Genomic DNA, 25,715 nt, shown 5'->3' with positions numbered 1-25,715 from the left:
TCAGCTATAAATTAGGCTGCAGATGATGGTCTAGACTATTATCTCCTTAGTTTTTATTTATTAGTTACTTACTATTTTTAAGTTTATAACTATAGTCAATCAAGCGTTATTGAAAAATAAAATGTTCTAAGCAGCAAGCAGGAGAGAGCGTTATGTCTAATGAAGGTAAGTGTCCTTTTAATCATGGTGCCGCAGGCGCAAATCAGTCATCCGGCCGTGGTACATCTAATAAAGACTGGTGGCCGAATCAGCTAAATTTGAATATTTTGCATCAGCATTCCCCGAAATCTAACCCAATGGGCGAAGATTTCGATTATGCCAAAGAATTTAATAGTTTAGACCTTGAAGCCTTGCGCCAAGATTTGTATGCCCTGATGACAGACTCCCAAGACTGGTGGCCTGCAGATTACGGACATTATGGTCCATTTTTCATTCGTATGGCTTGGCACAGCGCGGGTACATATCGTACTGCAGATGGCCGTGGCGGAGCGACGTCAGGTACTCAACGTTTTGCCCCCTTAAATAGCTGGCCAGATAACGTTAACTTAGATAAAGCACGCCGCTTACTTTGGCCTATTAAACAGAAATACGGCCGTAAGATTTCTTGGGCAGATTTGATGATATTAGCAGGTAACTGTGCTTTAGAATCCATGGGTTTTAAAACCTTCGGTTTTGCTGGTGGTCGCGTTGACGTATGGCAACCAGAAGAAGACATTTACTGGGGAACAGAAAAAACTTGGCTGGATGACGAGCGTTATACTGGCGACCGAGAGCTAGAAAATCCATTGGCTGCCGTACAAATGGGTCTAATTTATGTTAACCCAGAAGGTCCAGACGGTAAGCCTGATACATTAGCTTCAGCTCGTGATATTCGTGACACTTTTGGTCGTATGGCGATGAACGATGAAGAAACGGTTGCTTTGATCGCTGGTGGTCATACTTTTGGTAAAGCACACGGTGCAGGTGATGCCGCCCAAGTGGGTGCTGACCCAGAAGCTGCAGGTATCGCGGAGCAAGGTTTTGGTTGGAATAATTCTATGGGTACAGGTAAAGGTGCCGATACGATTTCAAGTGGTCTTGAAGGGGCTTGGACGAAGAGCCCAATTGCTTGGGACAACGGTTACTTTGAAAACTTGTTTGAATACGATTGGGAATTAACTAAGAGCCCTGCTGGCGCTTGGCAGTGGACACCAAAAGACGGTGCGGCAGCGAACTCTGTTCCAGATGCTCATGATTCCTCTAAACGCCATGCGCCCGTGATGTTTACATCGGATTTGGCATTACGTGATGATCCAATTTACGCGCCAATTTCGAAACGCTTTTATGAGAACCCTGATCAGCTAGCTGATGCCTTTGCACGAGCTTGGTACAAATTGACTCATCGTGATATGGGGCCTGTGTCTCGTTACCTTGGGCCTTTAGTACCACAAGAAGAATTAGTCTGGCAGGATCCGATTCCGGCGGTGACTTACGAGAGTGTTAACGATCAGGATATTGCCGATCTGAAAGCAAAAATCCAAGCATCAGGCTTGAGCGTTGCTCAGTTGGTATCAACGGCTTGGGCGTCTGCATCGACTTACCGTGGTTCAGATATGCGTGGCGGTGCCAATGGTGCTCGTATTCGTTTAGCACCGCAAAAAGATTGGGCTGTAAACCAGCCGGAAGAGCTTGCTAAAGTCTTGTCTGTATTAGAAGGAATTCAAGCACAGTTCAATAGCCAAAATTCAACTAAACAAGTGTCTATTGCTGATTTAATTGTTTTAGGTGGTTCGGTTGGGGTTGAGCAAGCGGCAAAAGCAGCGGGTCATAATGTGACTGTACCATTTACAGCAGGCCGAGCAGATGCGTCTCAAGAACAAACTGATGTGGATTCTTTTGCTTTCCTTGAGCCTGTTGCGGATGGCTTCCGTAATTACTTGAAAGGCAAGTACACGGTATCTGCCGAAGAAATGCTGATAGATAGAGCGCAATTGTTAACGCTTTCAGCGCCAGAGATGACAGTTCTGTTAGGTGGTCTACGTGTCTTGAATGCCAATACTGGTCAATCCCAGCATGGTGTGTTGACGAAGCAACCAGAAGTTCTAAGCAATGATTTCTTTGTGAATTTGTTGGATATGGGAACCAAATGGTTTGCTACTTCTGAAGAAGAGCAAGAGTTCCAAGGCCGTGACCGTACAACTGGTAAGATACTATGGACTGCAACACGTGCGGATCTTGTGTTTGGTTCTAACTCTCAGCTTCGTGCTATTGCCGAGGTGTATGCTTGCTCTGATTCACAAGAACGTTTTGTGAAAGACTTTATTGCAGCATGGACCAAAGTAATGGAGTTGGATCGTTTCGATCTAGCTTAATCTCTTAGTTTCATTTATTGGTGTTACCAACACCCAACCCCGCTTCCTGACAACAGGATTGCGGGGTTTTTTTATTGCAAAGAGACTTGTCTGTTATTGAGCTTAAGCAAAATACATAAAGTAATCACTTTTTTGTCATTCAATTTTAGTACTCTGATTATTTTCGAGAGACGTTTTTATGAAGTTTGAAGGCTTAAAAGCAATTGCGGTGGTCGATGGCGTAAAAGGTCTGCTGGCTCTATGTTTAGCGCTAAGTGTCAATGCTATCGCTAAGCAGGACCTTCATCATCTTGCGGCCCAGCTAATGCAAAACTGGCCCATATCACCAAACAATTACTATGTGAATTTATCCTTAAACTTTATCGAAAAATTGACTCAGCAAGATCAAGTGTTAGTGATCACCGTAGCCCTTATGTATTCCTGTTTTCGTTTTGTTATTGCCTATGGGTTATGGCATAAGCTGAGATGGACGGAATGGTTCGCTTTCGTTAGCGGCTCACTCTATCTGCCTTTTGAATTACATGCTATCTACCAAAACCCTAGCCATGTTAACTTTGCGATATTGTTGTTTAATTTAATCGTTGTGGCTTACTTGTATTGGGTCCTAAAGCGAGGTGAGAAGGCATTATCGATCATGACTAAATAGAAGGTCTTTGAATGTTATGAATATTCGCCCATATGAAGAACAAGACAGAAAAGTAGTGATTGCTCTATGGAATCAATGTGGTTTAGTGGCTCCTCAGAACGATCCTAATAAAGATATTGATCGCAAGTTGAAGGTAGATGCCGATTTGTTTCTCGTAGGTGTCGTCGGCAATGAAGTGGTTGCTACAGTAATGGGAGGTTATGAAGGTCATCGTGGCTGGATTAATTATTTGGCCGTTAGTCCAGATCATCAAAGAAAAGGCTATGGACAAACCATTATGAAAGCAGTTGAAGGGTTAATCTTAGCCAAAGGTTGTCCTAAAATTAATTTGCAAGTGCGTAATACGAATCAAACCGTCATCGCATTTTACAACGCGATTGGTTACGGCAATGACCAAGTTGTCAGCTTAGGAAAGCGCTTCGAAAACGACAATTAATGTTGCCACTCAATTGGTTTGGTGTCTCCCATTTTGCCATCGCTGTTTAGTCTATACGCCAAAGCGACGAGTAAGGTTTGCGCCAATGTCATAGAGGAAGTGAGGGAACGAAATCCCAATACTTCTGCTTCTTTTACATCAAAACAAACGTCTGAAAGGGCGGCTAATGGACTGATTTTGCTGTCAGTAATGGCGATCACTTGAGCGCCAGCTTTAAAAGCGTATTCGCTGACATTAACGGTTTCTTTGGCGTAAGGGCTAAATGCCGTCGCAATGATTACGTCGTTTTCTCGAATATTGCTAGCTTGCTCAATGAGCATTCCGCCACCGCCATCAATAAGGTGGGTCGTTTTATTTAAGTGTCTTAAGCTGTAAGCAAAGTAGCTTGAAATTGGGAATGCACGGCGTAAACCTATGAGATAAATATTTTGAGCGTTTTCAAGTAGGTCGACCGCTTTATTGAGCATTTCTTGTGAGAAGTGGTGGTTCATGTGGTTCATGGAAAACGCATTGCTGCTGCTGAACTCTTCTAGAATGTGAGAAGCATCAATCGTGGTGCTGACAGTGCTTTTGCTCAATTTAACTCGCTCACTATAGCTGGATGTTTGTTCAACGAGAGCTTGTCTAAAAAGGTTTTGCATCTCACTAAAGCCATTGTATTCAAAAGCCGCTGCAAAACGAACGAGGGTCGAAGGAGGCACATCACATTGTTCTGCGAGACTTGCCACCGTTTCTAAAGCGACAGTATTGGGGTGCTCTAGTAAAAAGCGTGCTACTTGTTGTAAGCGTTTGCTTAAATCATCGTAGTTCCGACTAATGGCTTGCTGTAATTGGTCAAGAGAAGTTGGTGCGCCCAAACAGTGGCTCCTAAAATTGTGATCTAACTATGTATTCAATGATTCGCATTATAGCGATTTTTTATGATAAATACTTGCCGAGAGGCGATGCTGAGGTCGTTCACGACCCCAGCTTTTGTCAATAAATTATATTAACGGAATTCCCCAGCATATTTTTCAACGAGTTCTATGTTGTCTTTGGTAATGAAGCCAGGACCTGAGTTTACATCGTTACTCGGAATCAAACCGTAACGAGTGTAAAGCGTTAAGAAGCTGATAGGTAAGTAACCTTGTAAGTACGGCTGTTGGTCAATAGCAAAGTTAATTTTACCATCTTTGATCGCTGCCGAAATTTGCCCGCTTAAATCAAACGTTCCGAAGTAAATGTTTTTGATATTGCGATTTTTTTCTAGTGCTCGCAATGTCGGGTGAGCTGATGTTGGCCCTAAGGTAAGGATTGCTTCGGTATTTGGGTTCTTACGGAGGTAAGCTGATACTTTGGTTTCCACGTTGGTTGGATCGGATCCAGCGTCAATCATCTGGTTACCAAGCTCAACGCCTAAGCCTTTAGCAAAGCCCATGCAGCGCTCAACAGACGCAGGGTTGGTAATATAGTGGTTAACACATAAGAAGGATTTCACTCCTTGCTTTTTCGCGCGTTGGCCTGCCCCGAATCCAGCGGCAAACTCAGGTTGCCCTACATGGAGCAACGCGCCTAATGCCTTAGATTGTTCCAGTGTACCGGAGTTCATGGTAATGAAAGGAATGCCTTTTTTAGAGGCCCTTTCTAGAGGTCCTTCCAAGGTATCGAAATCTGCAATAGAAAGCACAATACCATCAGGGTTAGTCGCAACGGCTTGTTCGACGATTCTTGCCATATCGGCTAAATCGCCGGTTGGCGGGTTACGGTATTCAACGGTGACATTCATGTCGGAAGCGGCTTGCTTCACTGCATTCTTGATCACGTTCCACCAAGAATCAGAATCAGGTGCATGGGAAATGAACACATAACGTTCACCTTCAGCGTGAGCCGCTGTGGGCATGGACATAACGCCTAGAGTCGCAGCGCCGGCGACGAGTATGGCTGTACCTTTCTTCAGGAATTTCTTCATTACGACTATCTCCGTTTCGTTTAATTATTTTTGTTATTACTTATTTTTGGATTTAGCAAATTCTAACTCTGATCTATTTTTGAGCAGAATTGGAATGATTTTAGAATGAATGTTTCATAATTGCAATATTTCGAAATTTTTTATTCTGCAATGAATGTTTTTAGATAGTTAATTGTTTTTTATGGTTTTATTTTCATTTTATAAAGACTTTCTGATGTTTTTTGGGCAATTTATTTTGTATTTAATGTAAATTTTTATTTTGTCTATTGAATAGAATGAAATAAATATTCTATTATGGTTCCATTGTTGAAATGAAAAGACATTAAGCTCTATCGTGTTACTGAGTACGCTACTAAAGAGCAATTTGTACGAGAAGTAAGAGACGTAACGAGTTGTTAGGCAAGTAAGCTGCTCGCTAAACATGTTTAGAAATCACAAAAAAATAACTATAAAAAGTAAGGTGTGACGCTATGACTGATCAAACTCAATCGGTTGATTTATCTAAAATGGCAGAAGATAAATCAAGAGAAGAAAAATCAGCTGGAGATGAACGAGTTCGCAAGGTTCCCACGTGGAAGCGGTTGTTGCATCGGCCTGAATTTGGGGCGATTTCTGGTGCATTATTAGTGTTTGTTTTCTTTTTTATCACCGCAGGGGATTCCGGCATGTTTGCCTCCGATGGCATCATAAACTGGACAACCGTATCAGCACAATTAGGTTTGATTGCTATTAGTGCCTGCCTATTGATGATTGCAGGCGAGTTTGATTTGTCGATTGGTTCGATGATTGGTTTTGCTGGCATGATGATGACGATTCCGGCTGTTTATTGGGGGTGGCCAATCTGGGGAGCGATTCTTTTTGCTTTTGCTGGTGCCATGCTAATTGGTTTTCTGAATGGCTACATAGTTGTTAAGACTGGTTTGCCTTCTTTTATTGTGAGTCTTGCATTCCTTTTCATGTTGCGTGGTTTGACCATCGCGCTTTCTATTCTATTCACTAATCGCACCATCGTGGGCGGTATCGACAAATACGCCGATGGAGATTGGCTCGCCGCGGTGTTTGGCGGTGTCATTGGTAAAAGCCTGTTTACCTGGTTCGCCAATATTGGCTTGATTAGTTCTTACGATGATGGCACTCCAGTGGTTGAAGGTATTCCAATGGTGATTGTCTGGTGTGTATTCCTAGCCGTCGTTGCAAGTTGGGTTCTATTGCGTACGAAATACGGTAACTGGATTTTTGCGACGGGTGGCGATGACAAAGCGGCGCGAAACGTTGGCGTGCCAGTTGATAAGGTCAAAATCTCTTTGTTCATGTTTACGGCATTCACCGCAACGGTTTACGCGGCTTGTCAGGTGTTTGAATTTGGTTCCGCATCCGCTGACCGCGGTGTTTTAAAAGAGTTCGAAGCCATTATTGCTGTGGTCATCGGTGGTGCGTTACTGACCGGTGGTTATGGTTCAGTCATTGGTGCGTGTTTTGGCGCCTTGATCTTTGGTGTCGTACAAATGGGCATCTTCTTCACCGGTATCGATTCAGATTGGTTCCGCGTGTTTTTGGGAGCCATGTTGTTAATCGCGGTTTTGTTCAATAACTACATTCGTAAAAAGGTAACAGAGGCCCGACATTAGCGGCGAGCCCGTACTCGAGTTGACTTTTTAGAATCAGAATTTAGGAGAACAAAATGAGCGAATTTATTATTGAATTAAAAAAAGTGAGCCGCTACTTCGGTTCAGTTATTGCCATCAAAGACATCGACATGAAGGTGAAACTGGGTGAAGTTCACTGTTTGCTAGGTGATAACGGCGCAGGTAAATCCACCTTGATCAAAACTCTAGCAGGTGTTCACGCACCAAGCGATGGTGAGTATTTGTTTGAAGGCAAACCAGTGGTGTTCGAATCACCAGTAGAAGCCCTTGATTCAGGTATTGCGACCGTTTATCAAGATCTTGCATTAGTGCCTTTAATGAGTGTGACACGTAACTTTTTTATGGGGCGAGAAATCACCAAAGGGCGCGGGATTTTTAAGCGTTTTGATATTGAAACCGCTAATCAAATTGCTCAAAAAGGCATGGCCGAAATGGGCATTAATGTCCGTGACCCTTCCCAAGCGATTGGCACTATGTCAGGGGGGGAAAGGCAGTGTTTAGCGATTGCTCGTGCGATTCACTTTGGTGCCAAGGTTTTGATCCTAGATGAACCCACTGCGGCCCTTGGTGTGAAGCAATCTGCCAATGTTTTGAAAGTTGTCGCGAAAGCCAAAGCCCGAGGCTTAGCGGTGATTTTGATTACTCACAACGTTCATCATGCTTATCCCATTGCCGATCGTTTTACATTATTGAATCGTGGGCAGAGCCTAGGTTCCTTTATGAAATCTGAAGTGAGCCGCGAAGACGTACTGGAAATGATGGCAGGCGGCCAAGAGTTGGATGAACTTACGGCGGAGCTGGAAGAATTTAGCCGTTTGGATGCCACCGCATAAGGGACGACATCATGACAAAAAAACAAATGCGTGTTGGTTTGGTGGGTTCAGGGTACATGGGCAAAGCTCATGCGATTGCTTATCGAAATGCAATGGCGGCTTTTGCCATTCCCCACAGTCAATTGCACTGCGAAATGTTAGCCGATGCCACGGCTGAATTAGCTAAAGCGAAGGCTTTGGAGTTAGGTTTTAACCGCTCAACAGGGGATTGGAAGGCCTTAATTAACGATGTTGACATTGATGTGGTCGATATCTGCGCGCCGAACTTTCTGCATAAAGAAATTGCCTTGGCTGCTATCTCTGCTGGCAAGCATGTTTACAGTGAAAAGCCTCTCGCACTTAATGCTGCGGATGCCAAAGAAATGACCGAAGCGGCTGAAAAAGCCGGTGTGAAAACACTGGTTGGCTTTAATTATATTAAGAATCCAACAGTGCAATTTGCTAAGCAATTAATTGCTCGTGGAGATATCGGCGAGGTAGTGCATTTTCGAGGTGTGTTCAACGAAGATTATCTTGCTGACGCCAATTTGCCCTTTAGCTGGCGTTTACAAAAGCAATTTGCGGGAACTGGAGCGCTGAATGATTTAGCCTCACATCTTGTGCAATTGGCCACTCATCTCGTCGCTCCGATCACGTCATTGTGTGCCGATTTAAAAATCGTGCATCAACAGCGTCCATTGGCTCCAACGCTCGATGATTCGAAACCCGGTGTTGGCGAAGTCGAAAACGACGACCAAGCGCATATGATGGTGCGTTTTGCCAATGGTGCCCAAGGTACATTAGAAGCATCACGTATCGCATGGGGTCGAAAAAATGGTTTGTCATTCGAAATTACAGGCACCAAAGGAAGTTTAATTTTTGACCAAGAAACCTTGTCTGAATTGTCTTTGTACATTGCTGAAGGTAATCCTCAGACTCAAGGATTTAAACGTATTTTAGTGGGACCGGAGCATCCGGATTATCAAGCTTTTTGCGTGTCTGCAGGCCATGGTTTGGGCTTCAACGATATGAAAGCCGTTGAAATTCGAGACTTGTTTCAAGGTATTGTTAACGATGCGCCTTTATGGCCAGATTTTCGTGCTGCGACCCAGGTTAATATCATTCTCGACAGCGTGGTGGAATCCGTTGATAAAAAAGCTTGGGTCGAGGTAGAGCAATACGATGGAGATCAAAAATGAATAATAAAAAATTGGATGTTATTTGCTTAGGGCGTGCCGCGGTTGACCTATATTCGGAACAGATTGGTGCGCCATTAGAAGACGTGAGCAGTTTTAAAAAATACCTTGGTGGTTCGTCTTGTAATATCGCCTTTGGTACTTCTCGAATGGGATTGAAGTCGGCCATGCTAACCCGTGTCGGTGACGAGCACATGGGGCGATTTGTGCGTCAAGAGCTTGCGCGAGCGGGTGTGGATGTTTCTCATGTGGTGACTGACAAAGAACGCTTAACCGGTTTGGTGTTGCTTGGTATTAAAGACAAAGACACCTTTCCATTAATCTTTTATCGTGAAAACTGCGCGGACATGGCGATCAGTGAAAGCGACTTTAACGAAGCCTATATTGCTTCAGCAAAAGCCTTATTAATTACTGGTACGCATTTTTCTACCAAAGGTACAGATCAAGCGGCTAGGACAGCGATCAAGTACGCCAAAGCCAATAATACAAAAGTGGTGGTCGATATCGATTATCGACCTGTGTTGTGGGGGTTGACGGGGAAAGGTGAAGGCGAAAATCGTTTTGTATCAAACGACTCTGTTACCCAGCATTTGCTGTCTATTATGCCTTTGTGCGATTTGGTGGTTGGAACTGAAGAGGAGTTTCACATTGCTGGTGGCTGTGAAGATACCATTGAATGTTTAAAGCGTATTCGTAAGGTTTCAACTGCAGAGTTTGTTGTGAAACGTGGTGCCTTGGGGTGTTCTGTTTTTAAAGGCGAGATACCTGATACGTTAGACGAAGGTATCACTCGTTACGGTGTCACTGTGGATGTTCTGAACGTACTGGGTGCTGGCGATGCTTTTATGAGTGGTTATTTGCGTGGCTGGATTCCGGGTGAAGCGACGGAAAAAGCCTGTGACTACGCCAATGCGTGTGGTGCGATTGTGGTTTCTCGCCATGGATGTTCGCCTGCCATGCCTAGTCTTGAAGAGCTGGATTATTACTTGGCTAATCGCAATGACATTCCAAGACCCGACCTTGATCCCGTGTTGAACTATTTGCATCGGGTCACCACTCAGCGCATGTTGCGTGAAGACCCTACAAAAGCATGGCAAGACATGTGTATTTTGGCTTTCGATCACCGACGCCAATTTGTCGATATGTGTCGTGAAGCGGGCGCGCCTTTGTCGCAAATCTCGAAAGCAAAGCAATTGATTCTACAAGCAGCTTATCAAGGATCTTCAGCTTTAGAAGGCAAGGTTGGTGGTACGGGAATCTTGGCGGATGGTACCTTTGCCCAAGATGTTTTAAATGATATCACTGGTAAAGATTTTTGGATCGCTCGACCAGTGGAGTTACCAAGTAGCCGCCCATTGCGTTTCGAATTAGGCAATAACGTCGGACAAGCGATTGCAACATGGCCGGCCAATCATATTGTGAAATGCTTGGTGTTTTATCATCCAGATGATGAAGTCAGTTTGCGTAATGAGCAGGAGCAAAAGGTTATGGATCTGTATCGCGCTTGCTGCACAACGGGCCATGAGTTACTAGTGGAAATCATTCCGCCTGTGGGGTCCGAGGTAAAAGACGATACTTTGTCACGGTCAATCGAACGTTTCTATAACTTGGGCATATTCCCTGATTGGTGGAAATTACCTTCTCCGAGTAAAGCGGCTTGGCAAAATATTAGTGACTTAATCAAGGCCAGAGCGCCGTATTGTCGCGGTGTGGTTTTGTTAGGTTTGGACGCGCCAGTAGATGTATTAAAAGCAGGCTTCGAAGCGGCCGCAGGACAAGACATTTGTAAAGGTTTTGCTATTGGCCGAACATTATTTTCTGAACCGGTTAAAGCTTGGTTAAGAAAAGACATTGATGATGCGATGCTTATTGAGCGTGTAACGCAAAACTATTTAGAAATGAGTGCATTGTGGCAGCAGCGAAACGACAGCCAGATGATGAAAAGGAAGGAGGCATGATGGACACAATACGTCTAACAATGGCGCAAGCCTTGGTCAGACATTTACAGAGGCAATTCACAGTCATTGACGGTGAGGAAGTGCCTTTGTTTGGTGGAGCCTGGGCAATTTTTGGTCACGGCAACGTGGCAGGAATTGGTGAAGCTTTGGCTCAAGTCAAAGACGAGTTTACGACCTTTCGAGCTCATAATGAACAAGGCATGGCCCTAGCGGCTAGTGCCTACGCTAAGCAACATCGTCGCCAACGTATTATGGCCTGTACTTCTTCTATCGGTCCTGGTGCTCTTAACATGGTGACGGCTGCTGGCATGGCGATGGCGAATCGTTTACCTGTGCTGTTTTTACCGGGGGATGTCTTTGCCACGAGAACGCCTGATCCGGTATTACAACAGGTCGAGCATTTTAATGATCCTACCATGTCTGTAAACGATTGTTTTCGTCCCGTGTCGCGTTATTTTGATCGGATCAATCGACCAGAACAGTTGATTACTAGCTTGCCTGTGGCGATCAATACCATGTTAGATCCAACTACTTGTGGGCCTGCCACCTTGGCATTGCCGCAAGATGTGCAGACCATGGCGTTTGATTACCCTGTTAGTTTCTTTGCGAAAAAAGTTCATAAACTTCGTCGAAATCGTGCTGATGTTGATCAGTTGGCTGAGGCAGTTGCTGCGATTAAACAGGCGAAAAAACCACTAGTTTTAATTGGTGGTGGTGTGCATTACAGCTTGGCACTCGAAGAAGTAACGGCCTTGATTGAGCGATGTCATATTCCCGCTTGTGAAACGCAAGCAGGTAAAGGGGCTTTGCCTTGGGATCACGAATTGAATCTAGGAGCGGTAGGTGTAACGGGTTCTAGTGCGGCGAATGCTGCTGCGCAAGAAGCAGACTTAATCATCGCGATTGGTACGCGTCTGCAAGATTTTACTTCGGCATCGCGTACCTTGTTTGCCAACCCAGATCACACTTTATTAAGCATCAATGTCACTTCTTTTGATGCAGAAAAGCACAATGCCGTGCCTTTAATTGGCGATGCAAAAGTCACGTTGCAAGAGTTATTGGCCGAGGTTGAAGATTATCAAACGCCAGCGACTTGGAGTGATAAGGTGAAAGCCTTGAATCTTGATTGGCTCGCGGCAGTGGAGCAAGTGACCGCCTTGCCAAAACAAGCGAGCGATCATGATTATTTGCCAACCGATGCGAATGTGATTGGTGTGATTAATCGCACAGCAAGCGCCAATAGTACTTTAGTGCAAGCAGCGGGTGGTTTGCCTGGCGAATTGCACAAATTGTGGCGTACATCGTCAGACCTTGGTTATCACGTGGAATATGGTTTTTCCTGCATGGGTTACGAGCTAGCGGGAGGGTTGGGTGTGAAAATGGCAACACCTGATCGTGAAGTGATTGTGATGGTGGGGGATGGCAGTTATTTGATGCTGAACTCTGAAATCGCCACATCGGTGATGCTGGGCTTGAAGCTGATCATTGTTGTTTTAGATAACCGTGGTTATGCGTGTATTAATCGTCTGCAAAAAGCATGTGGTGGCGAGTCATTCAATAATTTATTGCAGCACTGCCATACAGTAGAAGCAGGGGCACCAAAAACTGACTTTGCTGCTCATGCTAAAGCGTTAGGAGCGAACTCCGAGCAAGTTTCTTGTCTTGCTGATTTAGAAGAAGCGTTAGTTCGAGCTAAAGCCAGTGATAAAACTTATGTGATTGCTATCGATACGGACCCAATTTCAAGCACTCAAGAAGGAGGGGCTTGGTGGGATGTTGCTGTCCCAGAAGTGTCAAACCGTGAGCAAGTGATTGATGCCGAGCGTCAATACAAAATAGCGAAACAACAGCAACCTTATTAATTTTTCAGATCAGATTGTGGAGTGATCTCATGAACAGCACGAATAAAAATAATAATGCGACAACGGAATCAAAGATCAGAATTGGCATTAATCCTCTTACTTGGACCAATGATGATTTGCCATCTTTGGGGGCTGATACGCCTTTGGAAGTATGTTTGAGTGAAGCGCGTCAAGCTGGCTTTAGCGGTATTGAATTAGGCAATAAATTCCCTCGTGATGCTGATGTGCTTGGGCCTATCCTCAAGAAACATGATCTATCTTTAGTGTCCGGTTGGTACAGTGCTCGTTTGTTAGAGCGTAGTGTGGAAGAAGAAATTGAGGCCATGCAGGACCATCTTAACTTATTGAAAGCGTTGGGATCGAACGTCATGGTATTTGCTGAAGTCAGTGGATGTGTTCATGGGGACCAGTCAGTGCCTTTGTCACAACGTCCTCGCATGACCCAGAGTCAATGGCAGGAATACGCTAAACGTATGACGGCAGTCGCAGACTATATGGCGTCGGAAGGCGTAAAAATGGCTTATCACCATCATATGGGAACCGTGATCGAAACCGCTGAAGAAGTCGATAAGCTTATGCAAATGACCGGTGATAATGTGGGTTTATTGTTGGATACCGGACACATTACTTTTGCGGGCGGTGATGCTTTAGAAATGGCAAAAAAACACGCTAGACGTATCGTGCATGTACATTGTAAAGACATTCGCCCAGCTGTTTTGAAGGACAACCTTAATCGCGATAGCGCGTTTTTGAACGCTGTTCTAGAGGGGGTTTATACCGTGCCGGGAGATGGCAGTATTAATTATTTTCCTATTTTTGAAGTACTGAAAGAAGCAGGTTATCGCGGCTGGATTGTAGTGGAAGCAGAGCAAGATCCGGCTATTGCGCATCCATTAACCTATGCGACAAAAGGCTACGAGTATTTGTCTGCGAATTTAGATAAGGCAGGTTTTCACTTTTAATTTGCCACTTGTCATTCATGTACTTTAAAAAAACAAAGAAGAGAGAAGAAAATGTCTAATAACGTTATGGGTAACTTCATCAATAACCAAATTGTAGAAAGTACTTCCTCACGACAAGCAAACGTTTTTAATCCCGCAACGGGTGAAGTGTCATTACAGGTTTCCTTGAGTACGGTTGAAGAAACGCAAGGTGCGATTGCAGCGGCACAGACGGCTTTTGAAACGTGGTCTCAGGTGACACCATTAAATCGCGCTCGTGTGTTGTTTAAGTTCAAAGCTTTAGTAGAGCAACATAGTCATGAGCTGGCGGAGTTGATTTCTAGCGAACACGGCAAGGTGTATTCGGATGCAATGGGTGAGTTGACTCGTGGTCTGGAAGTTGTTGAATTTGCATGTGGTATTCCTCATCTACAAAAAGGTGAGCACAGTTTGAATGTTGGTCGTGGTGTCGATAGCTATAGCCTGATGCAGCCACTAGGCGTTTGTGCGGGTATCAGCCCATTTAATTTCCCTGCCATGGTGCCAATGTGGATGTTTCCTGTGTCCATCGCTTGTGGAAATACCTTCGTGATGAAGCCGTCTGAAAAAGACCCAAGTACCATTATGCGTCTTGCTGAGTTGTTAAAAGAAGCCGGTTTGCCGGACGGTGTGTTTAATGTCGTTAATGGCGATAAAGAGTCGGTTGATGTCTTGCTGACCGATGAACGCATTCAAGCGGTGAGCTTTGTTGGTTCTACCCCAATCGCTGAATACATTTATGCTACTGCCAGTGCTCACGGCAAACGTGTTCAAGCGCTGGGCGGTGCAAAGAATCATATGTTGGTGATGCCAGATGCTGATCCTAGTCAAGTAGTGAATTCGCTAATGGGGGCCGCTTATGGCTCAGCTGGTGAGCGCTGTATGGCTATTTCGGTTGCGGTGTGTGTTGGTGATGATGTTGCTGATAATCTGATTTCCAGCTTGAAAACAGAAATTTCAAGCATGGCGGTAGGGCCAGGTTTGTATAAGCAATTTGGTATGGAGGAAGAGCCGCACATGGGGCCACTCATCAGCAAAGAACATGCGCAAAAAGTACGAGATTACATTACTTCAGGTGTTGAAGAGGGCGCAACTTTGGTGGTGGATGGCCGTGATTTTGTCCGTAAAAATCACGAACAAGGCTATTTTGTCGGACCAACCTTATTTGATCAGGTTAAAGCGGGCATGCGCATTTATGACGAAGAGATCTTTGGCCCAGTTTTGTGTGTAGTCCGAGTGGATTCGTATGAAGAAGGTTTGGCGCTCATTAATCAACATGAATATGGCAATGGCACAGCGATTTTTACTCGCGACGGCGACACAGTGCGTCAGTTTACCGAGAAAGTTCAAGTTGGCATGGTAGGTGTAAACGTGCCTATTCCTGTGCCAATGGCGTTCCATAGTTTTGGTGGTTGGAAGCGTTCTTTGTTTGGACCTTTACATATGCATGGTCCAGACGGTGTTCGTTTTTATACTCGTATGAAAACCATTACAGCGCGTTGGCCAACTGGTCTGCGTGCAGGCGCTGAGTTTTCCATGCCAACCATGAAATAAGCAATGTCGAGGTTTTGACCATGTCCTTATTAAGTAAAAAACGCCAGCTAGAAGGTGAAACACAAACTCAATTAGTGACGCCAGAAAGTGCTAATTGGCAGTATGTTGGCTTTGAAGCCCATCAACTGAAAGCGGGCGAATCCGTTACGATTCAAACCGGAACCGATGAAGTATGCGCTGTGATTTTATCAGGCAAAGCGAACGCCAGTACCAAGCAGGAAGCGTGGAAAAACATTGGAGATCGTATGAGTGTGTTCGAGCAAAAAGCACCTTATTCGGTGTATTCGCCAGCACAAGACGAGATTCGTATTGAAGCCATAACCGATGTGGAAGTGGCTTTTTGTAAGGCGCCAGGCAAAGGCGGATTCCAAGCGAAATTGATCACACCGGAGCAATGCCAATACGAAACGCGGGGCGTCACCAGCAACACTCGCCATGTGTGTAATATCTTATTCGGCAACGAACCAGCTGATAGCTTATTAGTGTGTGAAGTGATTACGCCTAGCGGAGGCTGGTCAAGCTATCCACCACACAAACATGATACCGATGCGGCTCCTGCTGAAACTCAGCTGGAGGAAACCTATTATCACAAGATTGATCCGCCACAAGGCTTTGCTTTTCAGCGAGTTTATACGGATGACAGAAGTATTGATGAAACCATGGCTGTGGAAGACGGAGATCTCGTGATGGTGCCAGAAGGCTATCATCCTGTAGGTGTGCCACATGGTTATCAATCCTACTACCTGAACGTTATGGCAGGACCAAGTCGTAATTGGATTTTTCATAATGATCCGGATCATGAGTGGATTATTGAGCGTGACAAGAAAGTTTAAAGCACACACATTATTAAATAAAAATAACAGCTGCTATCGAAACTATTGTTGGTAACTTAAGAAATAACCCCACCCTAACCCTCCCCTTGAAGATAAGGGGAGGGGACAAAAGTACCAAGTTAGTACCAAGTTCTGCCCCCTTTAAAGGCATAAGGGAGGAGGCAAAAGTGCTAAGCTCCTCCCCCTGCTAAGGGGGAGGTTGGGAGGGGGTATTCGGTGATGCCAATATTGTTTTAGAGAGCAGTAAAAATAACATTGAAGGGATAATAAAATGCTTAATTTTGCTTTGTTTGGTGCTGGTCGAATCGGAAAGATGCACGCCCAAAATATTCAGGCGTTTGCTCAATCGAACTTAAAATATGTGTTTGATGTCTATGCGCCAGCGGCGGAAGCGGTAGCAAAAGCAACCGGTGCTCAGGTAGCGGATAGTGTAGAAGTGGCCTTGGCTGATCCTGACGTGGATGCGGTTTTGATCGCAACCAGTACGGATACTCATGTGGACTTGATCATAAAGGCAGCTAAAGCCGGTAAAGCGATTTTGTGTGAAAAGCCCATTGATTTGGATACGGCTACGGTTAATGCGTGTTTAGAGCAAATTAAAGATTGCCACGTGCCGATTCAAATTGGTTTTAACCGTCGTTATGACCCAAGCCATGCGGCTGTGGTAAAAGCGGCGCAAGATGGCAGTATTGGTAAGTTAGAGCAGATTATCATTACCAGTCGAGATCCAGGCATGGCGCCAGTAGAGTATCTGAAATCGTCTGGCGGCATTTTTCGCGATATGATCATTCATGACTTTGATATGGCACGTTTTGTCTTAGGTGAAGAGATTGTGGAGCTGCAAGCTTTTGGTAGCGCTATGGTGGATGAAAAGATCACCGAAATTGGCGATGTGGATAGCGTGATGTTGATTATGAAAAGCCAATCAGGTCGCTTGATTCATATTAATGGCTCTCGTCGCGCTATCTATGGCTATGATCAACGTGTGGAAGCATTTGGCTCCGAAGGCATGGTGATATCGAATAACCAAACGCCAACCTCGGTAACGCGCTTCACCAAAGACACTACGCAAGTACAAGACCCACTTTATAACTTCTTTATTGATCGTTACGTGGATGCCTATAACCTGCAGCTAACCTCTTTTATCGAAAACGTCTTGGCCAAGAAACCTGTCTCTCCAAGTTTCGAAGATGGACGTCGTGCGCAAATGCTTGCAGATGCAGCACAGAAATCATTGGAAACAGGGCAGAAAATCACACTGACCTGGTAATGGTTTAGGTAAATCTATTAGAAAGGGTAGACTTGCCCTTTCTAATATTTAAGATGAACTGTGTTGAGCGTCTATTTATTCTAAAGAAGCAATAGATTGCTCGACTTTTTGTCTGATGTCATCGGGAAAAGGAATTGCTGATTTAGCGGCTTTGGAGAAGCAAACATAAGTCACATCCGCTTCAACAACAATGTCATTGTCAGGAAGTTTGACGATGGTCTGTTTCATGGTGATGCTGCGATTACCAATCTTGGTATAGTGGGTCTGTACTTCGAGTAGGTCACCGAAATTGGCTTCAGATTTGAAGTTGATATTGATATTAACAACGGGCCAAACAAAATCTTCTTGCATCCAGTCGTCGCGCTCGAAAAACTCATCGAAAAAAGCCCAGCGTCCTTCTTCTATAAACTCCAAATAACGTGCATTGTTAACGTGCTGAAAAAGGTCTAAGTGATAGCCGCGTACTTTGATTTGTGTTTTGTTGAGCATGGTTACTCCCTATTAAAAAAGCTCGATTGGAAAAGGTTACGATGCTTTAAAAGGGAAACAAATAACAAAATCGCTCGACTTTACTAACAGAGAAAAGGGGCGATGCGGTTAGCTTGGTCGAACTGAGTGTCTCCAAACGGGTGGCGCATGGAAGGTCAGGTGCTGTTTTTTGTGGGTTTTGTCAGGTGTATGTTCCAGTAGTTCTGAAATAGCATCGGCCATGGCGGTTAGCGGTTGTGCAAAGGTGGTAAGCTGGTAGCCAAGCCAACTTGACTGTTCGATATCATCAAATCCGACTATACAGATGTCTTCTGGAATGCGTAAGCCAAATTCATTTCTTGCGACATCCATAAAACCACAAGCGATCAAATCGGTAACGCAAAATACGCCGTCCGGTCTGTCGCGCGAGGCTAATAAACGTCTAGCAGCTTCGACACCTGTTTGATAGCTGGTAGGCCCAGCTCGAAGCAAAGTACAAGCTTGTTCGGCGTTGTTTGCAGCTTGAATAAACAGGGTTTCCCGCGTCAATATGCTTGGTGATTGAATAGTCGATGAGACCACGGCAAGGTTATTACATCCGGCTCGAAACAGCATGTGATGGGCATCGGCCATAGCGGATTGATAGTCGATACTGATGTGATCTGTTCCTTCAAACTGGCCTGCACGGTTAACAAGAATAACGTGTTGACCGCTTTGTACGCAGGTTTCGATCAAGGTAGTTTGTGGTGTGCCAGATAAGACAATGGTTGCCGAAGCGCGATAATTTAATGTTTGTCGTAATGCGGCATCTGCGCTGGCCTCGCCACCAGATGTATTGATTACCATCACAGCTCGACCTGCCAATTGCAAACGCTGGGTGAGAGCATCGAGTAAGCTAGCTTGATAAGGGGCGTTTAAGTTAGCACCAAGAATACACACGGGGCGGCTTTTCTCGTTGGACAAACCACGGGCAAGATGATTAACGTGATAATTTAACTCCGCAGCAGCGGCCAGTACACGTTCACGAGTGTCTTTGGAAACACTCGCACCCGGAGTAAAGGTGCGAGAAACAGCAGACCGAGAAACGCCAGCGAGTTTGGCAACTTCTGCGGCGCTGGCGATATTTTTCGGTTGTGTTTTTTTCATGCTTTTCTCATGTCCTGACCAAAGCCTGCGTCACGTAGCATCTTTTCCATGCTGGCGGCACGTTCTGCTAGATGAATTAGCGCCGGTTTTGGGGTTTCATACCATTCATCTGGATGAAGCTCGCGTTTTTCGCGAATATGGGCAATAGCAGAGTCCAGCGTCGGATATCGATCAGGGTATTCTAAATGCAAAAACAAGGCGACTATAGTCACTGAACGGCTGCGTCCACCACGGCAGTTCACCAAGATATTGCCTTTTTCACGAACTTTGTAAGAGGCTTTTTCAGGCAGTACCTGATCCAGTGCTGAGCGCATTAAGTGGTAACCTGCCAAGACCATGGATTCTGGGTTTCCTGGGCCATCGATCATGCCAATTTTGTAATAGCGAACCGGCGCCCAACCATGTTTTAGTAGGTGCTCTGGTGGATTAGGCTCTTGCGAACTTACTAGGTCAATGTCTAGGTTTATCGCGCAGTTAAGCACCACTTTTATATTGTGTTTCTCAAGCAATTCTGCGTCAGCCACACTTGTCGAGCCGCCAATGTAGATATCCACTTCCCAACCAGGAATCTTGCTTTCAATAAGGCTCATTGGCGGCCGAGGATAGCGTTTTTTTACTTTTTCTGTCGTCATACTTGTCTCTTTCATTGTTTAGGGCCAACAAACTAGGCGATCAGGCCAAGCTGATTTGATTTTTGTCTATTTGTTTCAGGGGCCAGAGTTATCATGGTGGCACTGGAAAATTGTTCCGAGACACCGGGTGCCACAGCGAGAATTTCACCGCCCTGAGCTATTTCTTCATGGTTCTGGGGGTAAAGCCCTGTGCGTCCGCCAGCTTCACGGACCATGAGTAAACCGGCTAAGCAGTCCCATGCATTCATATGTGATTCAGCGTAGCCATCAGTTCTGCCTTCCGCTACCCAAGCCAATGCCAACGCGCCAGATGCGCCACGACGAATATTGGTGCCACTTGCCAATAATGAAGAAACAATTGCCAAGTAGGTTTCTTGGGGGACTCGTGTAGACCATCCTAATTCAAAGGAGGAACTGTGGGTATTTGTTATGCTAGAAACTCGCAGCGGTTGGCCGTTTTTTCTGACGTAGTGTCCTTTACGCGCTAAATACATTTCGTTTGTCGCAGGGTTATAAATCGCCCCAAGCAGGGTTTCGCCATTGTGAACAAAAGCTATGGAGACACAGAAATGGTCTATGCCACGAGCGAAGTTGGCTGTGCCATCAATAGGGTCAACGACCCAGAGAGACGGATTGCTCACTGAGCCTCCGGTTTCTTCGCCAAATAACCCATCTTCAGGAAAAAGGCGATAAATGGACTGGCGAATGTGTGCTTCCACTAGCGTATCGGCTTCCGTCAAAAAGTCTTGTTGACCCTTCATGGTGAAGTCACCCGGGGTTCTAGCACGATAGCGTTCCAGAGCTAATGCGCCTGCGCTAAGAGCAATGTCATGCAGAGCGGTCTCACGTTTTTCTAATTCACTTTCTTTGATGTCGTGGAGGGTCAAGGAGGGATCCTTTTCGATTTGTTATATATAAATCAGTTGGGAAAAAGTCGTCCCAACTGATTTCATTGTTAGTGATTGCCAAAGTAAGTAGGCTATCGCTTAGTTTTTGAAGCTTAGGCTCCACAGATCTTGCCAGTCTTGACGGCTTTCCCAATCCGATTTTGCTGTGGATGCGTCGTAGCCCATGATTTGGTTACGCACTTTGTCTATCCCTGATGGCTCATTATCCGGTAATTTTATCGTCTGGTTGGTGGACATTTTTCCATCAACGCCCTGTGGCGCGATGCCTTCCGCTGTCATCATGTAATGAATAAAGAGTTTCGCGGCATTAGGGCTTTTTGTCCCTGTGGTGATAAAGCCTAAGCCTGGGTAGCTCCAGCCACTAAATGGCACCATGTCGGCACACAGTCCAAGCTTCATGCCATTTTTATTGTTTCTGAATTTAGCAGCGCTGACCATGCCCACAAAACTGTCTTTCACGTCTGGCGCGCCAACCGCGTTGGCGGCTTCGGTATCTGAACTTGTGACCAAGGGGCGGTTTTCAGCCAGAGCTTTAACAAACTCGGCAGTGGCGCTGTCTTCATTGGTTTGTAATGGCTTGCCAAATTCAGCTTGGTAGGCGTCGGCCATGGCTTTGTCGTGGTGTGTGGCGAGCTGGTTAAACCAGTCGGTATAAGAGGGTTTACCAAGAGGGTCCTGCATGGCTACTTTGCCGCGCCACTCTGGTTTGGTCAGTTGCCAGATATTGCTGATTGGGCATGAGTCATAAAGGCCTGTGTTGTAAGCCCAAATATTCGGTGCTAAAACCACCGTAAGTGGGTTTTGGTAGGTCGCAGGAATGTGTTTTGCTAGATCGCTCGGCACCCAGCTGGTGACATAACCTTTTGATAAAAGTTGCTCCATGCCAGCTGGCGCATCGGCCAGAATAGCAACATCGGCTTTCACATTTCCTGCTTTGGCTTCACGGCTAACAATCTCAAGTATCTGTGAGGCTTTGGCTTTTATTCCTGTCGCTTGAATGCCGTATTTTTGGCTGAAGGATTCTGCTTGTTTGACGATTTTACCTGTGGAGTCATAAACGGTCAGTGGTGCTTCTTGTTTCGCTGCTGCGATTAATGCTTGAAGATCAAACGAGTCAGCTGCTGAGACAGACGCTGACCCAAGTGTGGCTAGGCTAACGGTTAATGTGATAAGGCTTTTTTTCATGGTGAAAGTCATAACATTGTCCTTAGAGTATCGTTTAGTTTGAGTCTTCTATGCTTGTTTTGCGTATGGCTGATTAGTGTGTGTAGGGTTAGACCTGAGCAGTAAATGGCTGTAATCAAGATCCGACTCGGGCAGAACAAGTCGTTTTCCGTTGTGATCAAAAAAATGCAGTGATTGCATGGGTAAAAGGACGTTTACAGGTTCGCCTTCACGCCAAGCCGGGCGAGACTGAGTGGAATGAAATAATCTGTCCTCGCCAAAACTCAGTTCAATAACCCAACTGCCACCAGTGGGCATGATGTTTTCAATGATCATTGGCAGAGTATGAGGTGTGGCGGTGTTGTTCAGCACGATTTCCTCAGGGCGAATCGCACAGACGCTTGTAAATTCGTTGGCAGAAATTCTGCTTTGAATATGATTGGCAAGACTGACGTGTTCTGTGGTTGCTGCTTTTAAATCAACAATATTGATCTTCGGATTACCAATAAACTCTGCAACAAATCGATTGCTCGGTTCGGCGTAAATTTCATCGGGTGTGCCTATTTGTTGTAGTTGTCCTTTATTCATGACTGCAATGGTGTTTGCCAGCGTCATGGCTTCCCATTGGTCGTGACTAACAAAAATGATCGTGGTGCCAAAGGTTTGGTGTAAACGGCGTAGTTCGGCGCGCATTTCTAGGCGTAGAGTGGCATCAAGATTTGATAACGGCTCATCCAATAGCAAAACACCCGGGTTCACCGCCAGCATGCGAGCTAAGGCAACGCGTTGTTGTTGACCGCCAGACAATTGGGACGGATAACGATCTGCGTATTCGAGAATGCGTAACTTGCTCATCACATCCAAGCAGCGTGCTTTGCGTTCTTGGGCTGGGACGTTTTGTAAGCGTAGGCCAAAGTCGACATTGCGCTCTACGGTCATGTGAGGCCAAAGGGCGTAGTTCTGAAAGACTAAACCGATACGGCGTTGCTCCGGTGGAATAAAGCAGGACTGGTGAACCGAATCGACCACCAAATTGTCTACGGCAATTTCGCCACTAGTGGAATGTTCGATCCCCGCAATCATGCGCAATATCGTTGTTTTTCCGCAACCAGAGGGACCAAGCAAACACATAAATTCACCATCTTCTACGGTCAGTGATACTTGGTCGACGGAAGGTTCAGTATTGCCGTCATAGCGTTTTGTTAGATTGGTTAATGTGATTGTAGGCATATTAATTCTCCAGACCTTGAGCCAAACCTGTACCTGAGATCTTTTGGATCAATACGGTGCCAAGCCAAGCGATAAGCGCAATCATCAAGACCACCGCATTGGCGGCTTGGTCGTAGTTGTAATCGAGTAAACGCAGTGAATAAGTGGTGAGAACATCCGTAGATGGAATCGCCAAGATAATGAACAGGCTGACACCTTTAATACCGGAAATGAATGGCAGTAGAATTCCTGTTGCCAATGGCCCAGCTTGTATTGGAATAATGATTTTTGTCATGCGGCTAAACCAGTTAGCGCCAGCAATACGCGCCGCTTCTTCCGGTTCTTTGCCTAGCTGAGTCATGGCGGCGATGCCAGATCGACTTGCAAAGGGCATTTTGGAAGCCACTAGAGCAATAATTAATATGGCTGGCGTGCCGTACAGTGCTGGAATCGGGCCACGAGCCACGGCGAACAAAGATAAAAACGCAGCCGCAAAGGCAATACCGGGGACCAAATAAGGTAAGAAGGTAATTTGGCGTAAGAACGAGCCAACGCCTTTGAATGAGCAACGTAACACCGCATAACCGACTAACAAGCCTAAGACGCCTGAGATCATTGAAGAGGAACCGACAATCACGATGGTATTCCACGCGGCTTGCCAGAACTCTGGTGTCAGCAATATGCCATTGCGTAGGGCAACCGTGTCTAAATTACTGCCAATCCAATAGTCAAAGGTGAAGTTTTCTAGGTTGAAGCGGCCAGGCAAAATCATGATAGTCGATAAGAACAGCGTCAGTAATGGCAGCACCACACCAATGAATACAAATGCACCAGCAAGACCAGATGCCGGTAAACGCATGCGACCAAGTTTGCGCAGTCTATCCATGTTGCCTTTACCGCCAACAGTGACGAAGCGTCGAGCCTCTTTCATCATCCGTACATCAATTAGCAAGGTAATCACGCCGATGATCATAATGACGCCAGCAATGACCGCAGCTACGCCGTTTTGTCTAGTGTCTAAGGCGCGATAAAGTCCAGTTGCTAAGGTGTCGTAGCGCACTGGTAAACCTAAAATATAAGGTACCGCGAACTCGCCAATACAATCGGCAAATATCAATAAAGCGGCAGACATCAAGGCTGGGCGAATTAAGGGTAATACGATAGAGAAGGCGATGACTCGTGATGGCGCACCGAGCACGCGAGCACTGTCTTCCATTTGTGAATCAAGTCGACGTAACGCATTGCCGACAATCAAGATGACCAAAGGCGTGTAATGCAAAACCAAGATAAAAACGATGGGGAAATAACCGTAAGCCACACTGTTTGAAGTGGTAATGCCCAAGGACTCTAGCCAGCCAGGCTGTCCGCCAACAGTGCGGTTTTTAAAAATCGTCGTCCAAGCGAGAGCGAACGTCCACGTCGGTAACATAAAAGGCACAATCAGCGCCGTGGCGAACCAAGCGCGTCCTGCCATATTGGTGCGGTTCACTAACCATGCTAGAGCGACGCCTATTGTCATTGAAAACACCACAGTGCCAGCCGCAATGGCTAACGTGTTATACAGCGGTTGCCATAACAATATTTCAGAAATGCGTGAAAACAGGGTGCGAACGATATAGTAAAGAGTGAAACTTCCTTCGTCTTGATGGGTTCTGGCTTCGTCTCCGGATTGCACAATAAAAGAATCCACCAGAATGGAGAGCACAGGTGCAAGAATCAAATAGGCAAAGAAAATAGCCAGAACTAGGCCAATCAAATTGGCTGGCTCATGTCGGGCAACAGCAAATGAATGCCTTGCGCGTCGCCAAAGGTTTGGCTTCTTTTGCTCTGCAGCGTTGAGCAAGGTGGTCATAAGTTATTCCTTAGAAAAACATGTAATTTCCTAAACAATAAGCTTCCTCTATGACAAACCGATGACATTTTGCACATACGTGCAAAAAAGTTTCTTTGTCTTCATGATCACTCTGATGAAGGAGAGTGATTGATTCGATTGAGCACACAGAGATCTCTTGCTACTTTAGCTTTCTAGTCACGGGGAAATGTATTGCCGAACAAAATAAAAAAAAAGGAAAACAGCATGTTAAGAAAAGACAAAACCGGTTTAGTGGTGATCGACGTGCAGGGAAAGCTTGCAAGTATCGTCCATGACAGCGAGGCGTTTATTGCCAATTTGGTTAAATTAGTAAAAGCCGCCAAGTTATTGGGAATGCCGATTCTGTGGTTGGAACAAAACCCAGAAAAACTGGGGGCAACCGTGCCAGAGTTACGTGAGGTTTTGGATACCGTTAAGCCAATAGCTAAGTATTCTTTTAGTGCTTGTGGTGAGCCTGATTTTATCAATGCGGTTAAAAAGGCCAAGATGAACTCGTGGCTGATTACCGGTATCGAAACGCATATTTGTGTTTATCAAACAGCGCTAGGTTTGCTAGACCTGGGTTATGACGTGGAGTTGGTGAGTGATTGTGTGTCCTCACGAACGATAGAAAACAAAGTCATGGCGCTCGACAAAATGGCACGCAAAGGTGCAGAAGTGACTAGCCTTGAAATGTGCTTGTTTGAATTAATTGGTGATTGTCGAGCGGACGAGTTTAGAGGGGCACTTAGTTTAATTAAGTGATTTACCCCACCCAATCTCCCTCTTGGCAGGGGGAGGAGTTTAGAGCTTTTTATTCCCTCCCCTTGTGTCTTTGAAGGGG

General features: G+C 45.4%; 22 protein-coding genes. 13 read left to right on the top strand and 9 right to left on the bottom strand.

Annotation, left to right across the window (positions count from 1 at the left end; genetic code table 11):
* The first annotated feature begins 152 nt into the window (after positions 1-152).
* The 3 genes from katG to DFP75_RS07105 all read left to right on the top strand — a co-directional run bounded on the left by katG (position 153) and on the right by DFP75_RS07105 (position 3,433).
* Positions 153-2,351 carry a catalase/peroxidase HPI gene (gene katG, locus DFP75_RS07115; protein WP_110573698.1) on the top strand — a complete coding sequence of 733 codons (2,199 nt, stop codon included), beginning with the start codon at positions 153-155 and terminating at the stop codon, positions 2,349-2,351.
* A 178-nt stretch (positions 2,352-2,529) separates the two neighbouring features.
* Positions 2,530-2,997, top strand: a complete 468-nt coding sequence (locus DFP75_RS07110; RefSeq protein ID WP_110573696.1) for a DUF2127 domain-containing protein — start codon at positions 2,530-2,532, stop codon at positions 2,995-2,997.
* 16 nt (positions 2,998-3,013) lie between these two features.
* Positions 3,014-3,433, top strand: a complete 420-nt coding sequence (locus DFP75_RS07105; RefSeq protein WP_110573694.1) for a GNAT family acetyltransferase — start codon at positions 3,014-3,016, stop codon at positions 3,431-3,433.
* Here the strand turns inward: DFP75_RS07105 and DFP75_RS07100 are convergent.
* Together DFP75_RS07100 and DFP75_RS07095 are read right to left on the bottom strand one after the other, a co-directional pair.
* Positions 3,430-4,290 carry a MurR/RpiR family transcriptional regulator gene (locus tag DFP75_RS07100; RefSeq protein ID WP_110573692.1) on the bottom strand — a complete coding sequence of 287 codons (861 nt, stop codon included), beginning with the start codon at positions 4,288-4,290 and terminating at the stop codon, positions 3,430-3,432. The two genes, DFP75_RS07105 and DFP75_RS07100, sit on opposite strands and share 4 nt — an antisense overlap.
* 131 nt (positions 4,291-4,421) lie before the next feature.
* Entirely contained in the window at positions 4,422-5,381 is a 960-nt protein-coding gene (locus DFP75_RS07095; protein ID WP_181417005.1) for a sugar ABC transporter substrate-binding protein, read from the bottom strand.
* 470 nt (positions 5,382-5,851) lie between these two features.
* Between DFP75_RS07095 and DFP75_RS07090 the strand changes: the two genes are divergently transcribed.
* From DFP75_RS07090 to iolG, 9 genes are all read left to right on the top strand, one after another.
* A complete protein-coding gene (locus DFP75_RS07090; protein WP_245926998.1) occupies positions 5,852-7,009 on the top strand; it encodes an ABC transporter permease in 1,158 nt (385 codons plus the stop codon).
* A 53-nt stretch (positions 7,010-7,062) separates the two neighbouring features.
* Entirely contained in the window at positions 7,063-7,860 is a 798-nt protein-coding gene (locus DFP75_RS07085; RefSeq protein ID WP_110573690.1) for an ATP-binding cassette domain-containing protein, read from the top strand.
* Between the two features lie 11 nt (positions 7,861-7,871).
* Positions 7,872-9,038, top strand: a complete 1,167-nt coding sequence (locus tag DFP75_RS07080) for a Gfo/Idh/MocA family protein (RefSeq protein WP_110573689.1) — start codon at positions 7,872-7,874, stop codon at positions 9,036-9,038.
* On the top strand, positions 9,035-10,993 hold the full coding sequence (locus DFP75_RS07075) for a bifunctional 5-dehydro-2-deoxygluconokinase/5-dehydro-2-deoxyphosphogluconate aldolase (protein WP_110573687.1): 1,959 nt from the start codon (positions 9,035-9,037) through the stop codon (positions 10,991-10,993). The genes DFP75_RS07080 and DFP75_RS07075 overlap by 4 nt, the downstream gene beginning before the upstream one ends.
* Complete coding sequence (gene iolD, locus DFP75_RS07070) at positions 10,993-12,855, top strand: 3D-(3,5/4)-trihydroxycyclohexane-1,2-dione acylhydrolase (decyclizing) (protein ID WP_110573685.1); 1,863 nt, start codon at positions 10,993-10,995, stop codon at positions 12,853-12,855. Before DFP75_RS07075 ends, iolD begins: the two co-directional genes overlap by 1 nt.
* Before the next feature lie 29 nt (positions 12,856-12,884).
* Positions 12,885-13,817 (top strand): myo-inosose-2 dehydratase, encoded by a 933-nt coding sequence (iolE, locus tag DFP75_RS07065; RefSeq protein ID WP_110573683.1) that lies wholly within the window; start codon positions 12,885-12,887, stop codon positions 13,815-13,817.
* A 51-nt stretch (positions 13,818-13,868) separates the two neighbouring features.
* Positions 13,869-15,389: a CoA-acylating methylmalonate-semialdehyde dehydrogenase gene (locus tag DFP75_RS07060; RefSeq protein ID WP_110573681.1), complete on the top strand. Its 1,521-nt coding sequence runs from the start codon at positions 13,869-13,871 to the stop codon at positions 15,387-15,389.
* Positions 15,390-15,409: 20 nt separating this feature from the next.
* Positions 15,410-16,222: a 5-deoxy-glucuronate isomerase gene (gene iolB / locus DFP75_RS07055; RefSeq protein ID WP_110573679.1), complete on the top strand. Its 813-nt coding sequence runs from the start codon at positions 15,410-15,412 to the stop codon at positions 16,220-16,222.
* A 271-nt stretch (positions 16,223-16,493) separates the two neighbouring features.
* Positions 16,494-17,492 (top strand): inositol 2-dehydrogenase, encoded by a 999-nt coding sequence (gene iolG, locus DFP75_RS07050; protein ID WP_110573677.1) that lies wholly within the window; start codon positions 16,494-16,496, stop codon positions 17,490-17,492.
* 75 nt (positions 17,493-17,567) lie between these two features.
* Here iolG and DFP75_RS07045 read toward each other — a convergent pair whose 3' ends face one another.
* The 7 genes from DFP75_RS07045 to DFP75_RS07015 all read right to left on the bottom strand — a co-directional run bounded on the left by DFP75_RS07045 (position 17,568) and on the right by DFP75_RS07015 (position 24,871).
* Positions 17,568-17,981, bottom strand: a complete 414-nt coding sequence (locus tag DFP75_RS07045) for an acyl-CoA thioesterase (protein ID WP_110573675.1) — start codon at positions 17,979-17,981, stop codon at positions 17,568-17,570.
* A gap of 108 nt (positions 17,982-18,089) precedes the next feature.
* A complete protein-coding gene (locus DFP75_RS07040; RefSeq protein ID WP_110573673.1) occupies positions 18,090-19,106 on the bottom strand; it encodes a LacI family DNA-binding transcriptional regulator in 1,017 nt (338 codons plus the stop codon).
* On the bottom strand, positions 19,103-19,738 hold the full coding sequence (locus DFP75_RS07035) for a dual specificity protein phosphatase family protein (protein ID WP_110573671.1): 636 nt from the start codon (positions 19,736-19,738) through the stop codon (positions 19,103-19,105). Before DFP75_RS07035 ends, DFP75_RS07040 begins: the two co-directional genes overlap by 4 nt.
* Before the next feature lie 32 nt (positions 19,739-19,770).
* Complete coding sequence (locus DFP75_RS07030) at positions 19,771-20,625, bottom strand: inositol monophosphatase family protein (protein WP_110573669.1); 855 nt, start codon at positions 20,623-20,625, stop codon at positions 19,771-19,773.
* Positions 20,626-20,724: 99 nt separating this feature from the next.
* Positions 20,725-21,843, bottom strand: coding sequence for an ABC transporter substrate-binding protein (locus tag DFP75_RS07025; protein ID WP_110573668.1), 1,119 nt, complete (start codon positions 21,841-21,843; stop codon positions 20,725-20,727).
* Positions 21,844-21,879: 36 nt separating this feature from the next.
* Entirely contained in the window at positions 21,880-23,040 is a 1,161-nt protein-coding gene (locus tag DFP75_RS07020) for an ABC transporter ATP-binding protein (protein ID WP_110573666.1), read from the bottom strand.
* Position 23,041: 1 nt separating this feature from the next.
* Positions 23,042-24,871 carry an ABC transporter permease gene (locus DFP75_RS07015; protein ID WP_110573664.1) on the bottom strand — a complete coding sequence of 610 codons (1,830 nt, stop codon included), beginning with the start codon at positions 24,869-24,871 and terminating at the stop codon, positions 23,042-23,044.
* Between the two features lie 225 nt (positions 24,872-25,096).
* On the opposite strand from DFP75_RS07015, the gene DFP75_RS07010 reads away from it, so the two are divergent.
* Positions 25,097-25,636, top strand: a complete 540-nt coding sequence (locus tag DFP75_RS07010; RefSeq protein WP_110573662.1) for a hydrolase — start codon at positions 25,097-25,099, stop codon at positions 25,634-25,636.
* Positions 25,637-25,715 lie beyond the last annotated feature (79 nt).

The sequence above is a fragment of the Marinomonas alcarazii genome, from assembly GCF_003208215.1.
In the GTDB taxonomy this organism is placed as follows: Bacteria; Pseudomonadota; Gammaproteobacteria; order Pseudomonadales; family Marinomonadaceae; genus Marinomonas; species Marinomonas alcarazii.
This window is presented reverse-complemented; position numbering and strand designations above follow the sequence as displayed.

Coding starts and splice junctions, on each gene's coding strand:
- katG (WP_110573698.1), top strand. CDS start 153: ATGTCTAATGAAGGTAAGTGTCCTTTTAATCATGGTGCCGCAGGCGCA.
- DFP75_RS07110 (WP_110573696.1), top strand. CDS start 2,530: ATGAAGTTTGAAGGCTTAAAAGCAATTGCGGTGGTCGATGGCGTAAAA.
- DFP75_RS07105 (WP_110573694.1), top strand. CDS start 3,014: ATGAATATTCGCCCATATGAAGAACAAGACAGAAAAGTAGTGATTGCT.
- DFP75_RS07095 (WP_181417005.1), bottom strand. CDS start 5,381: ATGAAGAAATTCCTGAAGAAAGGTACAGCCATACTCGTCGCCGGCGCT.
- DFP75_RS07090 (WP_245926998.1), top strand. CDS start 5,852: ATGACTGATCAAACTCAATCGGTTGATTTATCTAAAATGGCAGAAGAT.
- DFP75_RS07085 (WP_110573690.1), top strand. CDS start 7,063: ATGAGCGAATTTATTATTGAATTAAAAAAAGTGAGCCGCTACTTCGGT.
- DFP75_RS07080 (WP_110573689.1), top strand. CDS start 7,872: ATGACAAAAAAACAAATGCGTGTTGGTTTGGTGGGTTCAGGGTACATG.
- DFP75_RS07075 (WP_110573687.1), top strand. CDS start 9,035: ATGAATAATAAAAAATTGGATGTTATTTGCTTAGGGCGTGCCGCGGTT.
- iolD (WP_110573685.1), top strand. CDS start 10,993: ATGGACACAATACGTCTAACAATGGCGCAAGCCTTGGTCAGACATTTA.
- iolE (WP_110573683.1), top strand. CDS start 12,885: ATGAACAGCACGAATAAAAATAATAATGCGACAACGGAATCAAAGATC.
- DFP75_RS07060 (WP_110573681.1), top strand. CDS start 13,869: ATGTCTAATAACGTTATGGGTAACTTCATCAATAACCAAATTGTAGAA.
- iolB (WP_110573679.1), top strand. CDS start 15,410: ATGTCCTTATTAAGTAAAAAACGCCAGCTAGAAGGTGAAACACAAACT.
- iolG (WP_110573677.1), top strand. CDS start 16,494: ATGCTTAATTTTGCTTTGTTTGGTGCTGGTCGAATCGGAAAGATGCAC.
- DFP75_RS07045 (WP_110573675.1), bottom strand. CDS start 17,981: ATGCTCAACAAAACACAAATCAAAGTACGCGGCTATCACTTAGACCTT.
- DFP75_RS07040 (WP_110573673.1), bottom strand. CDS start 19,106: ATGAAAAAAACACAACCGAAAAATATCGCCAGCGCCGCAGAAGTTGCC.
- DFP75_RS07035 (WP_110573671.1), bottom strand. CDS start 19,738: ATGACGACAGAAAAAGTAAAAAAACGCTATCCTCGGCCGCCAATGAGC.
- DFP75_RS07025 (WP_110573668.1), bottom strand. CDS start 21,843: ATGACTTTCACCATGAAAAAAAGCCTTATCACATTAACCGTTAGCCTA.
- DFP75_RS07020 (WP_110573666.1), bottom strand. CDS start 23,040: ATGCCTACAATCACATTAACCAATCTAACAAAACGCTATGACGGCAAT.
- DFP75_RS07015 (WP_110573664.1), bottom strand. CDS start 24,871: ATGACCACCTTGCTCAACGCTGCAGAGCAAAAGAAGCCAAACCTTTGG.
- DFP75_RS07010 (WP_110573662.1), top strand. CDS start 25,097: ATGTTAAGAAAAGACAAAACCGGTTTAGTGGTGATCGACGTGCAGGGA.